Here is a 13,419-nt window from a genome sequence, read left to right as displayed (position 1 = left end):
GGGCTGGGGACGGCACCTGGGCGCCGGCCCGGGCCGGGCCCGGGGTTCCCCAGGCCCAGGGCTGCAGCGCTACCGGGCTCAGGGACGCCGCGGATGCAGGGTACGCAGCGAGTCCTGCCCGTCCTGGACGGTGCCGTACGAGGACTCGGGCACCGGGTTCCACGCCCCGGGGAGATCGCCGAGCGGTTCGGAGACGATGACCCGGGTCTCCTCCGACACCTCCTGCAGCACCGGGTTGTCGGGGTGCAGGGCGCGCAGCGCATGGACGCTGGAACTGAAGAACAGCGAGCGCGAGTGCCGCTCGGTCGAGTAGCGGAAGGCCCACAGCTGGTCACCGTCGGAGACGGCGACGGTCATCTGCAGGACGTCGGGCACACCGTGCCGGTCGGCGGTCGCCTCGATGAAGCCGATCATGCGCTCGACCGCCCCCGGCACGTCGTCCTCCAGCCCGAACGTGAGGGCCAGGTGGAACATCAGCTCCGAGTCGGTCGACCCCTCGATCGACGGGAAGAGCGAGGCGTCGACGGCGAGCATCAGGTCGCGCTTGAGCTCGGAGAAGCCGTGCACGGCCCCGTTGTGCTGCCACAGCCGGATGCCGTGCCGGAACGGATGGCAGTTCGTCTGCTGCACCGCCGTGCCCGTCGACGCACGGATGTGCGCGACGAACAGCGGGGAGCGCACGCAGTGCGCCAGCTCGTGCAGGTTGCGGTCGCTCCACGCCGGGCCGACCCCGCGGAACACCGCCGGCTCGCCGGGGCCGTGCGGCCCGCGCCGTTCGTCGGGGTACCAGCCGATGCCGAAGCCGTCCCCGTTGGTCGTCTCGACGCCCATCCGGGAGTGGCGGCTCTGGTCGATCAGCGAGTGGGCCGGCTTGTAGAGCAGTTCCTCCAGCAGGATCGGGGTTCCCGAATAGGCCAGCCATCGACACATGCGTCCCACCGCCGTCCTCGCGCGAACGCCCGCCGCGCGCGGTACGGGCGGGGCCGCGGCCGATCGTGCACCGCTCCTCAGGGTAGGTCCACACGGGTGACGCCCGCCCGTCGGCGGGACCGGCCCCCGCCCCCGCCGTCCCATCGCCCCACCGCCCCGTCTCGCCGCCTCGCCGCCCTGCCGCGCCGCTGCCGTTCCGGGCCAATCCGCCGGGCCGTCCGCTCCGGATCCTTCGGGGGCGGCCGCACGGGCCGTCCGCGACCACGGAGGAGAGCATGGCGATGGCGGCGGGGACCGGGTCCGTACGGGCGGGGAGCGGCCGGCTCGACGTGCACCGGGCACCCGGGGAGCCGTGCGGGGCGGTGCTCTTCCTCCACGGGGGCCGGGCCGACGGCCTTGCTCCGCCACCCCGGGTCGGCCTGCCCGCGCTGCGGATGCGGCCGTTCCGCGCCGCGGTCCGGCGGGGGCTCGGCGACCGGCCGGTGGTCTCCGCGTCCGTGCGCTACCGGCACCGCGGGTGGAACGGCAGGCACGCGCACGCCGCCGCGGACGCCCGGGCGGCGCTGGACGAGCTGGCGCCCCTGCTCGGCGGCGCCCCCGTCGTGCTCGTCGGCCACTCCATGGGCGGCCGGGCGGCACTCGCCGCCGCGGGGCACCCGCTCGTGGCCGGCGTCGTCGCGCTCGCCCCCTGGTGCCGGCCGGACGACGACACGGCGCACCTGCACGGCCGGGCGCTCGCCCTGCTCCACGACGAACACGACCGGGTCACCGACGCACGCGCCACCTGGGTGTTCGGCGCCCGCGCCGCCGGGGCGGGGGCCCGGGTGCGGGCCGTCGCCATGCCCCGCGGCGGCCACACGATGCTGCGCGGCGCCCGCCACTGGCACCGCCTGACGGCGGAGTTCGCGGCGGCGATCCTCGACGGCCGCCCCCTGCCCTCCCCGCCGGGCACCCTGGGGATCGGCCCCTGACGGCACGGCCGGCCGGCGGGCCTACTCCTGCACGACGACGTGCTCGCCCTCGCCGACGGGTTCCTCGAAGGCGGCGGCGTAGCGTTCCAGGAGTTCGTCGGAGACGGTGACGCTGTTCGCTCCGGTCTGCCGGTTGCGGTGGGCCAGCCGGCGTCGCAGGGTCTCGCGGTCGGCCTTGAGGCGGATCAGCTGCCACCTGCATCCGTGCTGCTCGATCACGGCCTTGTACCGGTCCCGGGTGGCACGGCTCCAGAAGCTGTAGTCGATGACGACAGGCTGCCCCGCCGTCATCAGGCGGATCAGTTCGCCCCAGAGCTCCTGCTCGACGGCGGACTTGAGGTGGTCGTACTCCTCCGGGTCGAGCTCGGCCGCGTCGCGGCCGATGCGTGCCCAGACCGCCTCGTCGATCGACAGCCGGGTGTAGCCGCGGCGTTCGAGTGCCTGCGCGTAGGTGCTCTTGCCCGAGCCGGGCAGGCCGCACATCATCACGACGGGCGTGCGCTCCACCCCGTCCGGAGGCGGCAGTCGGTCCCCTGCTTCCATGCGGTGAGGCTAACGCGCGGGCGGGTGCCGCGCCCGGGGGTTTCTGCCGGGCGCGGCCGTTGCACGTCGGCCGGGGGTAGGTGAACAGCCCTTCCTGACCGCCGACTTGCCCGCGGCCCGGGCAACTCCCTTTCTGCCGACGGCAGTCGGCGCCCTGCCGCGGGCCGCACCGCGCCGGCGTTCGCCCGATTCGCCCCGGAGCGACCGGTTCTGCACCTTCGGCCGGTCTCCGGGCGCCGGGGCGACCGCTGGAAACGCGCGGGTCATGAACAATTCACGCGCAGACATCTACCCGCATAGACCCTGCGAGCCCCATCCTGGTCCGGCACTGCTCGCCCCGTCCGACTCCCCCTGCCGCAGGAGCGATCTGTCATGCCCGGAACCATACGCCGCATCGCCAGCACCCTCGCCACCGCCGCCCTCGCCGCCGGTGCGCTCACCGCCACCACCGGCACCGCGCACGCGGCCCTCCCCACCCCGGTCTCCGCCGCGACCGCCCGTACCTACCTCGCCTCGCTGGCCGTCAAGACCGAGAACCGCACCGGCTACAGCCGCGACCTGTTCACCCACTGGATCACCATCTCCGGCTCCTGCGACACCCGCGAGACCGTGCTGAAGCGCGACGGCTCCAACGTCGTCACCAACTCCTCGTGTTCGGCCACCTCCGGCTCCTGGTACTCCCCGTACGACGGTGCGACCTGGACGAACGCGTCGGACCTCGACATCGACCACATGGTGCCGCTCGCCGAGGCCTGGGACTCCGGCGCCTCCGCCTGGACGAGCGCCAAGCGGCAGCAGTTCGCCAACGACCTCACCCGCCCGCAGCTCATCGCGGTGACCGACAACGTCAACCAGTCCAAGGGCGACCAGGACCCGGCCACCTGGCTGCCCTCGGTGAGCAGTTACCGCTGCACGTACGTCCGCGCCTGGGTGCAGGTCAAGTACTACTACGGCCTGGCCGTCGACACCGCGGAGAAGAACGCCCTCACCGGCGTGCTCAACGGCTGCTGACACCGGGCCGGTTGTACGGTGCGCCCCTGCCCCGGCCGGGCGGGGGCGCGACGGCCACGGCGTCCCCGTGCCCCCCGCCGCCGCTCGGACCTGGGCGGCTCAGTGCTGCCCGGGGCGGTCCGTGTCGCGCCGGAGCGGCGCCGTCGGCGGCTGGGCCTGCGGGAAGAGCGGCGGCCTGCCGTCAGCGGTGATCATCTGACAGGCCGCGACGTAGGTGTCCGCGACCGCCACGGGCTGCCACGTCCGGCCGTCCCACTCGACCACCAGGCGCGGCCCGTCCTGGAAGAGCGGGTGCCCGCCGGGCCGGGACACGCCGTCGAGGACGACCGCGTCCCGGGTGCCGACCGGGGGCTTCAGGCCGGCGCGGTCCGCGTACCGGTCGGGCAGTGGTTCCTCGCCGGGGACGAACACGTCGCGGATCCTCTCGCCGGCGGAACATGACCTGAGCCGAGGTTAGCCGCGGACGGCCCCGACGGCGCGCCGGGCGGCGCGCCGGTGCGACAGGGCACAGCGGGCGACCGGCACCCGCGCACGCCGTCCCGGCCGCGCCATCCCGGCCGCGCCATCCCGGCCGCGCCGTCCCGAGCACGCCGTCCCGGCCGCGGACGGGCCGCCCCCTCCGGGCCGCCCGTCCGCGCCGCGGATGCCTCAGAGCATGCCGTCCCAGAGCTGCTCGACGACGACCGCCCACCAGTTCTCCGGGTCCTCGAACACCGTGCCGTCCAGCGCGGCGAGTTCCTGCTGGAACGCGTCGACGGCGACCGCCGCCGCGTACGGGTCGAGGCCCCGCAGGGCCGGTCGGCGCGCGGCGAGCAGAGCCAGGCAGCGGACGTACGAGGCGAGGTCGGCGTTCAGGTAGCGGCCGGTGCCGTTGTCGGGGTCGACGGCCCAGATCCGGCCGACGCCCGCGCCGGTGCCCGTGCCGCCGTCACCGCACTGCACGGCGACCAGCGCGTGGCCGTCCGTGCCCAGCAGCACGTACTCCGCGAGGACGCCGCGGGCCTGTTCGCCCACCCGGGTGCCGCGGCCGGTCGCCGCGAGGTGCGCGGCGACGTCGGTCAGACCCGGCAGTGCCGTGAAGAAGCCGTCGACGTGCGCCGGCACGCCCGCCCACACGAGGGTGCCGCGGGCAGCCTCCGGGAGCGGGGCGCGCGCTGCGTCGTCCGCGTCGACCCGGTGCACACCGTCCGGGCCGAACTGCTCGGCCAGGCGGCGGCCCAGCGCCGCGTCGCGTTCCGGCGCGGCGGCCGGCACGGCCCGCGGGAACGGCACCCGGTTGGGTCGCGGCGGCGCCGGCCGGCCCGCGTCGCGGTACAGCTTCTCCGCCTGTTCCGTGAGCGCCCGCACCCCGGCGGCCCGCCGGTCGTAGCGCGGACCGTGGTCGTGCCCGTACGAGAACGACGCCGTCGGCAGTTCGGCGAGCAGCAGGGCGGCGCAGTAGCCGCCGGGCAGTTCGCAGGGCCGCAGGTCGGTGTGGACGGCGAGGACGTCCTCCGGCCGCACCCCCTGCGCCTGCAGCTCGCGCCACGCCTCGGCCTCGGGGTGGCCGGTGCCGGGGGCGGACATCCGGAACAGGCTCAGCTCGGCGCCCTGCGCGTCCCGGTAGGTGAGGACGGCCGTCGCGCCCGGCCCGACGGCGGGCCGCAGCGCGGGGTCGTACGAGCCCGCGCCGAGCTTGTCCCGGTAGAGCTGCACGACCTCGTCGACCGGCACGGACGGCCAGGTGGTCAGCTCGCCCGTCTCCCGGTCGACCACCGCGGACGCCGAGCCGATGTCGGCGGGTGCCCGCCGGGCGCCGCCGTCCGGGTCGGCCGGGTCCGCCTCGACGGGCTGCCGTTCGGCCCAGAGCACCCAGCCCAGGTCGAACTCGTGCACGCCGATCCGGTGCCACTGCTCCTCGGGCAGGGCACCGTTGATCCAGTGGTGTGCCGCCTCGATCGCCTGCTCACGGGTCGTCACGCGCTCGTTCTCCTTCGGAGCCGGATGGAATGGTTCACAGTAGCCGCAGTGCCCGGCGCGGCCCCGGGGCCGGTCACCCCGGCACCGGCACGGCCAGCCGCAGCGCGGCCACCCCGCGGGCGTCGGCGAGCAGCAGCAGGCCGTCCGGGGTGACGTCCGCGCCGCCGAGCGGTTGCGGGGACACGAACGCGGCGAGCGGGGCGCCGCCGTCCCGCGGCCAGATCCGCACGTAGTCGCCGCCCACCCCGAGCCGCACCGGGCACGCCGCGCGCTGCTCGTCCGTCGCCGGCAGCAGTGCCTGCGGATCGGCCGCCACCGGCTCACCGGTGCGGACGTCGTACGCGACCAGGCCGGGCTCCGCACCGGCGGCCGCCACCACGGGGGTGCCGTCGGCGGTCGACGCGAACGTCACCGCCCGCGCACCGGGCAGCGGCCGCGCCCAGAGCGTCTCCCACGGCAGGTCGAGACCGAAGTCCGGCACGGGCAGGCCGTCCTGGCGGCACGCGTGTTCCAGCAGCGCGGCCCGCAGCACGGTGTCCGGCCGGTTGCGGGTGAACACCGGTGCCAGCCGCAGCCACGTACGGGCCAGGGCAGGCAGTGCGACGCCGTCGGCGGCCAGCTGCTCGGCCGCCGTCCGCAGCCGCACCTGGTCGGTGTGGAGGAGGAACCCCGGGTCGGCCAGCAGCTCGGGCAGCACCCCGCCCTCCAGGGCGTGCCCGACGAGCTGCTCGCGGACGTACGCCGGGGCGGACGCCCACCGGGAGGGGCCCGCGTCGGTGCCGGGCAGGGTCGCGACCAGCGCGGTCGCGATCCGGCGCTGCACCTCACGGACGGTCGTGCCGAACCGCTCGCGCACCTCGTCCGCGACCGCGGGGTGCACCAGGCGCACACCCGGCTCCTCGGCGCGCCCGGCCGGCTCGACGAACGGGGCGAGCAGGGCGCGGCCGCCGGCGAGCAGCGCACCGGCGTCCCGGCCCGCCACGGCGGAGGCCAGCGGCGCCCAGAGCGCCGACGGCAGCGCCGCGCCGGTGCCGGTCAGCGCCAGCGGCGCCAGCAGCCGGCGCAGCACCAGCTCCTGGCTGCCGCACCGCTCGGCGTGCAGGTCGAGGGCGTCGCCGACGTCGGCGGGGAAGGCCGCCGTGCCGCCCTCGGGCGCGGACCGCAGCGACCACGCGGCGAGCCGCACGACGAGCGGGCCGGCCGCCCGCGCGGCCAGCCGGGCGGCGTCGTCGGGCCGGTCGAGGAGGTGCTCGGCCTGCACCAGAAGCGCCTGCCGGTCGGTCCACGGCTCCTCGTCCAGGTCGAGGACCCGGAGCCGGTCGGCGGGCAGGTGCTCGGCGAGCCACCGGGCCTGCTCCCGCGGCACGTCGGCCAGCAGCCGCACCGCCGGGCACTCCGCGAGCGGCACCAGGACGTCCGCGGCGACCTCGGCGGCACCGGCCGCGGCCCGCAGCACGCCGGCCCGGTCGACGTCCGGGACGACGACGGGCACCAGCGGCACCCCCTCGCCGGGCAGTTCACGGAGCAGCCGGCGGACGTCCGCACTGCGCTCCACCTCCATGCCGAACTCGTCCGCGACCGACCACAGCAGCTGCGCGGCGGTCAGCCCGGTCGCGGGGAAGACCAGCGGGGCCGGGAGGCCGGGCGGCGGCACAGTGGCCGGGTCGAGCGTGTCGACGGCGATCCGGGCGCGCTGCGCCGGGTCGCAGAGCATCAGGAAGCCGGTCACCAGCCGGGAGCGGCCGCTGCCCGGCGCACCGGTCACGAGCAGCACCTTCGGCGCCGACGGCAGGCCGGCGTGCCAGGCGGCGAGCTCACGCAGGGCGGCGGCCCGGCCCCCGGTGTAGGGGTGGGGCCGGTGGTCGGCCTGATCGGTCACGGTCGGGCTCCAGGGTCGTGGGACACGTGCAGGTGCTGTTCGGGTACGGGCGAATGGGGGCGGGCGGACGCCGGGGCGCCCTCCGGGCTACACGAAGTCCTCGCGGTCCTGGAAGACCTCCTGCCAGAAGAGCGAGGACGCGGTCACGGGGTCGAGCTCCTGCGCCCAGTCGCGCAGCAGCCGCCCGGCGTCGGCGAGTTCCTCCGGGCCCGTCCCGTAGTAGTAGGTCGTGTAGAGGCGCAGCAGCGCGGCGAAGCGCTCCGCCGAGGAGGCGACCACGCCGTAGTCGTAGTCGCCCTCCCAGCGTTCCGGGTCGTAGAGGGTGACCCGGCCGCTGGTGCCGTCGACGGCGAACATGCTCAGCCCGTCCCGCGCGAGGACGTACGAGTAGGTGCCGTGCTCCTGCGCCTCGGGGTCGTCGGACGCGTAGAGCTCGGCGTTGCGGAGCTCGACCAGGCCGTCGGTGCGCAGGTGATCGGAGCCGAGCTGCAGCAGCGCGCTGCTGAACGCCGGGAAGCCGGGGCCGGTCAGGAAGTCCCGGGTGGGCCCGTGTTCGAGACCGGCGGGCAGCGTGTCCGGGGCGGGCGTCCACAGGTGCTGCTCGCCGAAGCAGGCGGCGAGCCAGGCGCGGTCCGGCGCGGCGGCCCCGGCGGGGAGGGCCGCGGGGGCGAGCACGGTCGTGAGGGTGTCCGCGGCGGGCATCGGCCATGCTGCGGGGCCGGCGGGGGCCGGGTCCTCCGCGGTCTCGACGGCGTAGCAGCCCCAGCCGCCGCCGAGCACGGCCAGCCGGTCGAGCCGGACGGCGTGCGTCACCTGCGCGTGGCAGGCCGGCAGGCCGGCGGCGCCGGCACCCTGCCAGCCCTCCGGCGTGTTGCGGGCGGGGCTGCCCGCCTCGGGCAGGCCGGCGGCCACCACGGGCACGTACGGGCCCGGGTACTCGTCGTGCGCGTACGGGCGGTACAGCTTCGGGCCCGCGACGACGCGGCCGGTCCCCGGTGCGAGGGCGTACTCCTCGTACCCCTCCTCGTCGTCCGGTTCCTCGCGCTCCAGCCGGGCGAGCACGAAGGCCTCGTGGACGGCGAGCAGCGGCTCGCCGTCCCGCTCGACGGCCCGCAGCCCCACGACCTGCCCTCCCGGGGCGGGGCGGCCCGACCGGGCGCCCGGCGGCACCCACCGCGACCAGACGGTGCGCCAGGGCAGCCGGGGCGCGGCCGCGAGGAGGGCCGCGGCGTCGGCGTCCCGGCCGTGGCTGACGAGCAGCAGGTGGAGCCAGGCCAGCCACTCCGGGTGCTGCCCGGGGCCGGGCCTGACGCCCAGCCGGTCGAGGTGGTGGATGTCCTCGGCGAGCGTGCCGCGGGGCACCCCGTCCGGCCAGCAGGCGGCCATCCCGGCGAGCAGGCCGGCCCGGCCGACCTCGGCGAGGAAGACCGGGTCGTCGACGAGCGCGGGCAGGTCGGCGGGGTCGAACGGCCGGTCGGGGTGGGTCGGCTCGGATCCGGTGGTCATGCGATCTCTCCGTCAGGGCGTCGGGCCGGCGTCGCGCGGCGGCATCGTGGTGTGCGGCCCCACGGTGTGCGGCGCAGTCCCGATTGTCACTCGGCGGCCGCCTGGTACTGGTTCCTCGCGCGGCCGGGGCTCAGTTCTCCGGAGGTCGCCAGGTCGTACCAGAGGTCGCCGAGATCGTTCAGGTGGTCCTGCATGTCCTGCTTCATGCCCTCGGCGGCGGCCGCCCGGTCCTCCGGGGTGTTGAAGCCCTCGGCCATCTGCCCCTTGCGGTAGCCGACGCCGTAGCCGACGTCGGTGTCGGGCATGGAGCTGGTGAGGTAGGCCGAGCAGTGCCCGTGGCCCTGCCCGCCGCCGCAGGGCTCGCGCTCCGTCCAGAGGTGGCTGATGGTGTAGTTGTCGGTGTCGGCGTTGGCGTTGACGCGGTCGATCCAGTTGCCGAGGTGCGGCTCGGAGTGCTCCGACTGCCAGCCGAAGCCGTTCACGGGGATCGAACTGTCGACGACGTAGCGGACGTTGCCGTCGGAGTCGACGGTCTCGATGACGGCGTAGTTCTTGCCCGAGAAGTCGGGCCGGTGCTCGCCGTCGACGAACGCCTTCGTCTCCTTGCGCAGCAGCCGCTCCGCCTGCTTCTCCGCCATCCCGTTGTGCTCATCCTGGTAGCGCGCCGTCAGGTGCTCGCGGACCAGGCGGGCCGGGTCCGGCTCCCGGATCTTCTCGCCCTCCTTCAGCTCCGAGGGGTCCTTGTGGGCGTTGCCCCGGTCGCCGCCCCAGAAGTCGTGGCGTTCGTGGAGGTTGACGCCGCGGGAGCCCTCGGTGTGCTCCTCGGTGGTGCCGCTGTCCTCGCTGTCGCCGTCGTGACCGTCACCGTCGTGACCGTCACCGCTCTGGCTGCCGCCGTCGGCATCGGGCATGTCCGTGTCGGAGTCGTGGCCGCCGTCGCCGTCCTGACCGTCGGCGTCACCGTCCTGGCCGTCACCGTCCTGGCTGTCGGTGTCCTGGCTGTCGGCGTGCGGGGCCGCGTACGCGTCGGGCAGGTGCTCGGGGCTCGCACCGACCGCGTAGTCGGAGTGCACGGCGAGGCTCAGGCGTCCGAGGGACGCCAGGACGGCACCCTGCTCGTCGCGGTTCAGGTCCGCGAAGCCCGGCAGCCTCTGCTCCAGTTCGTTCTTGTCGAAGCCGACCTGGAACGGCTCGTCGCCGGTCCGGTTCTCCTTGACCCGGTCGGCAGTGTCCTGCAGGAAGTCGCCGAGCGACTTGTCGTCGGCCCTGTCCCGCAGGAAGTCGTGCGCCACGTCGAGGTCGGACTGCTTGACGGTCGCGTTCGGGCGGTCCCGGAGCCCCTGCTGCTCGCCGTCGCCGAGCATGTTGCGGTGGGTGTGGTCCGAGTCCTGGGCCTGGTCGTACGGCGTGGACCCGAGCTTGTCGTCCGGGTCGCCGCCGTCGCCGTCGTCGTCGCTGTCGTCGAGTTCGGTGAGCTCGCTCTCGGTGTCGCTGAGTTCGGTGAGGTCACTGCTCGCGTCGCTCGCGTCGTCGTGCTGCGTCGCGGGGGGCTCGGTCTGGGTGGCGTCGTTCGTGCCGTCGTTCGTGCCGTCGGAGCTGCTGATGTCCATGGCGTCGTCGTTCGGCTTCTGCCGCTTGGGCGGTCGCTCCTCGGACGGTCCTGCCTGGGGCTCGCCGGCGTCGTCGGCCTCCGCGTCCGCATCGTCGGCGGTGCGCTTGCCCGCCGGGTCCTCGGGGCGACGGTCGGAACCTCCCGGGGTGTCCGCGGTGCGGTCGGCGCCGTCAGCACCGTCGCGGTGGGGGGTGCCGTCGCCGTCCGGGGTCAGCGGGCGGCGGTCGGAGTCCAGCGGGATCGCCCAGACGCCGTGGTCGCCGTTGTGGAGCGGCTTGTCGCTGCGGGCGCCGGTCTGGTTGTCGAGGTAGGTGATCTTCCCGTTGTGGTTGACCACGTTCCAGGCGTGGGCGCGGCCGTGGGCGTCCTGGGTGACGATGACGGCCTGCGACCCGTGGCCGGACTGCCGGAGCTGGTCCTCCAGCCGGTGGAACGCCTGGTCGCCGTTGCCGAGATCCCGGAAGGGTGCGCCGAGCTGACGCTCCGCCCGGTCGCGTCCGCCGTGTTCGCCGTCACCGGTGCCGTCGTCGGTGCGCGGGGCGGCGGCGGTGGGGTTGCCGCTGTAGGTGTCGGCACTGGAGAGCGCCACGTCGAGGCAGTTGTTGTCACGGCCGGGCGTGCGGTGCCCGTCGCCGTTCACCGCGCCCGGCCAGTCACCGGCCGGGTCGGGGTGGCGCTGCGGGGTGCCGTCCGGGTTCTTCGGGATCCGGCTCTCCAGCTCCTGCTGGTGCCGCGGATCGACCGGGGCCAGTCCACCCGGCGTGTCGTGCGGACGGCTCTCCGACAGCGGCCGCTCGTGCGCGGGCGTGTCATCCGCGGCGGGGCGGGAGTCGTCGGCGGGGCGGTCGTCGGCAGGACGGTCGTCCGCGGGGCGGTCGTCCGCGGCGGGGCCGGCGTGCTCGTCGGCCCGGGCGTCGTCCGTGGTCGGACGGTCGTCCGTGGCAGGGCGGTCGTCCGTGGTCGGACGGTCGGGCCGGGGACCGGCCTCCGGGTTCGGGGTCGCGGCGGGCCGGTCCGTGCCTGGCCGGTCGGTGGACGGGCAGGTGTCCGAGGTGCGCGGGTCCGAGGTGCGCGGGTCCGAGGTGCGCGGGTCCGGTCGGTCGGTGCCGCGGGCAGGGCGGTCGCCGAAGCCCGGGCGGTCCGGCGCGTCCCGGTGAGGGCCCTGGCCCGGCACGGTCGGACGGTCCGTCGAGGGCCGGTCGGACGGTGCGCTGCTGGGCACCGGCCCGCCGCCGGGCCGCGTCGCGGTGGGGCTGCCGCCCGGGGCGGCGGAGGTGGGAACGCCCCCCGCGGGCACCGGACCGGTGGTGGCGGGCGGGGTGTTCTGCTGGCCGGCGGGCCCCGTGGTGGCGTCGGGCGCCGGGGTCGGGGCGGAGTGCACCGGCGGCGCCTCCGCGACGCCCGTCGAGGCCGTCTGGACCGAGCCCGCGCGGTGCGGTCCGTCCGGGGAGCTCGAACGCGAGCCGTCCGAGGCCGGCACGTGCGGCACCGATCCCGAGGGCACGGTGCGCGAATCCGTGCCGCCGTGCTGCGCGGGATCGGCGGCCGGACCGGGCGTCGCCGACCGCTCCTGCTGCGGGGCGGCATCGGGCCGGGGGGCGGACTCGTGCCGGGGGGCGGGCCCGTCCGGGTCCGTCCGGGGCGGGGTGCCGGCGTCCGCCGCGTGATGGGCGGGGGCGGGCGACTGCTCGGTGCCCCGGACCGGCCCGTACGACGGCGTACCGCGGTCCCCGTGGTGGCTCGGTGCTGCCGACCCGCCGTCACCCGACCGTGCGGGGCCCGAGGTGGAACCGGCGTGGTCTCCCCCGCCTCCGTCACCGCCGTGGGCGGGCGCGGCATGCGCGGGAGCCGTGTGCGTGGGAGCCGTGTGCGCCGGGCCGGAGGACGCGTCGTCGCCTCCGCGCACGGGACCGTACGACGGGGTCGGACGGCTGTCGCCGTGACCCGCATGGTCGGTGTGCGCCGGTGCGGGCGAGGAATCGGCCGTCGTACGGCCGTCCGTGCCCGTAGGGCGCGGACCGGCGTCGGCGGACGCGTGGGTCGGTGCGGGCGACGAATCCGGCACCGTGTGGGCCGGGCGCGCGTCACCGGTGGTGTGCGGCGGCGGCGCGGCAGCGTCCGACCGCGGCCCGCCGTCGGACGGCCGTGCACCGGCGTCGGACGCCGGGTCCGAGCGGGCATCGGTACCGGTGTGGGCCGGGGCGTCCGCGGTGGGCGCCGGACGGCTGTCGGTGCCGGTGTCGGCGGAAGGCGTTTGGGAGGCGGGCGCCGGGCCGTCGCCGCCGCTCGGCGTGGGGCCGGACGCAGCCGGGGTGGAGTCCGTCGTCAGGCGTGTACCGAACGGGTCCAGGGGCGCCGCGCTGCGGTGGTCCGAGGCCTGCTGGGCGGCGGGCCGGCTGTCGCCGCGGTCGCCGCCCGTGCCGGAGTCACCCGTACCCGAGCCGTCGGCGGCACGCCCTGACCCGGTGTCCGCGGACGGACCGCCCTGGCCCGAGCCCGAGTCGGAACCCGAACCGCCGTCGCCTGCGGAGGCGGGCCGCGGCACCGAGGCCGACGGCGTCGGTGTGGGTGTCGGCGAGTCCGAGGAACCGCTCGCCCCCGAGCCGTTGGATGCAGACCCGTTGGACGTCGAGCCGTTGGAGGAGGACCCCGAGGTGTCGCCGCCCCCTCCGTTGCCCGAGCTTCCCGACCTGCCGGAGTCACCCGAACCACCCGTACTCCCCGAGCCGCCCGAACCACCCGAGTTGCCCGTGCTCCCCGAACCACCCGAGTTGCCCGTGCTCCCCGAACCGCCCGAGTTGCCCGTGCTTCCGGAGTCTCCCGAGCCACTCGGGTTTCCGGAGTCACCGGAGCCGCCGGAGTCACCGGAACTGCCGGAGCCGCCGTGGCCGGCCGCGTTGTCGATGTGGTGCCGTGCCGCGCCACCGGCACGGGAGCCGAGGCCGTCGCGGAGGGACTCGGTGAAGGTCTGGTCCCAGTTCTTCGCGGACTCCTTGCCCTCCTCCCAG

9 protein-coding genes are annotated in these 13,419 nt (G+C 76.1%); 2 read left to right on the top strand and 7 right to left on the bottom strand.

Translation table 11 applies throughout. The annotated features are described in order from the left end of the window. Positions 1 to 78: 78 nt before the first annotated feature. On the bottom strand, positions 79 to 930 hold the full coding sequence (locus tag SNE206_RS32885) for a class II glutamine amidotransferase (protein ID WP_407917199.1): 852 nt from the start codon (positions 928 to 930) through the stop codon (positions 79 to 81). A 281-nt stretch (positions 931 to 1,211) separates the two neighbouring features. Here SNE206_RS32885 and SNE206_RS32880 point away from each other — a divergent pair, with 281 nt between their 5' ends. Further along, positions 1,212 to 1,901: an alpha/beta fold hydrolase gene (locus SNE206_RS32880; RefSeq protein WP_407917198.1), complete on the top strand. Its 690-nt coding sequence runs from the start codon at positions 1,212 to 1,214 to the stop codon at positions 1,899 to 1,901. 21 nt (positions 1,902 to 1,922) lie between these two features. On the opposite strand, the gene SNE206_RS32875 is transcribed toward SNE206_RS32880, so the two are convergent. Beyond that, positions 1,923 to 2,444: an AAA family ATPase gene (locus SNE206_RS32875; RefSeq protein ID WP_407917197.1), complete on the bottom strand. Its 522-nt coding sequence runs from the start codon at positions 2,442 to 2,444 to the stop codon at positions 1,923 to 1,925. Positions 2,445 to 2,816: 372 nt separating this feature from the next. Here SNE206_RS32875 and SNE206_RS32870 point away from each other — a divergent pair, with 372 nt between their 5' ends. Then, positions 2,817 to 3,455 carry an HNH endonuclease family protein gene (locus tag SNE206_RS32870; RefSeq protein WP_405014639.1) on the top strand — a complete coding sequence of 213 codons (639 nt, stop codon included), beginning with the start codon at positions 2,817 to 2,819 and terminating at the stop codon, positions 3,453 to 3,455. A gap of 99 nt (positions 3,456 to 3,554) precedes the next feature. Here SNE206_RS32870 and SNE206_RS32865 read toward each other — a convergent pair whose 3' ends face one another. The 5 genes from SNE206_RS32865 to SNE206_RS32845 all read right to left on the bottom strand — a co-directional run bounded on the left by SNE206_RS32865 (position 3,555) and on the right by SNE206_RS32845 (position 11,915). Continuing rightward, positions 3,555 to 3,866, bottom strand: a complete 312-nt coding sequence (locus tag SNE206_RS32865; RefSeq protein WP_407917196.1) for a DUF6087 family protein — start codon at positions 3,864 to 3,866, stop codon at positions 3,555 to 3,557. A 237-nt stretch (positions 3,867 to 4,103) separates the two neighbouring features. Then, a complete protein-coding gene (locus SNE206_RS32860) occupies positions 4,104 to 5,414 on the bottom strand; it encodes an SUKH-4 family immunity protein (protein ID WP_407917195.1) in 1,311 nt (436 codons plus the stop codon). 73 nt (positions 5,415 to 5,487) lie between these two features. Next, positions 5,488 to 7,293: an ATP-binding protein gene (locus tag SNE206_RS32855; protein ID WP_407917194.1), complete on the bottom strand. Its 1,806-nt coding sequence runs from the start codon at positions 7,291 to 7,293 to the stop codon at positions 5,488 to 5,490. Between the two features lie 87 nt (positions 7,294 to 7,380). Next, positions 7,381 to 8,799 carry an SUKH-4 family immunity protein gene (locus tag SNE206_RS32850; protein WP_407917193.1) on the bottom strand — a complete coding sequence of 473 codons (1,419 nt, stop codon included), beginning with the start codon at positions 8,797 to 8,799 and terminating at the stop codon, positions 7,381 to 7,383. A gap of 86 nt (positions 8,800 to 8,885) precedes the next feature. Next, complete coding sequence (locus tag SNE206_RS32845; RefSeq protein ID WP_407917192.1) at positions 8,886 to 11,915, bottom strand: toxin glutamine deamidase domain-containing protein; 3,030 nt, start codon at positions 11,913 to 11,915, stop codon at positions 8,886 to 8,888. Positions 11,916 to 13,419: the final 1,504 nt, after the last annotated feature.

The organism is Kitasatospora sp. NE20-6 (genome assembly GCF_045862635.1).
This window is presented reverse-complemented; position numbering and strand designations above follow the sequence as displayed.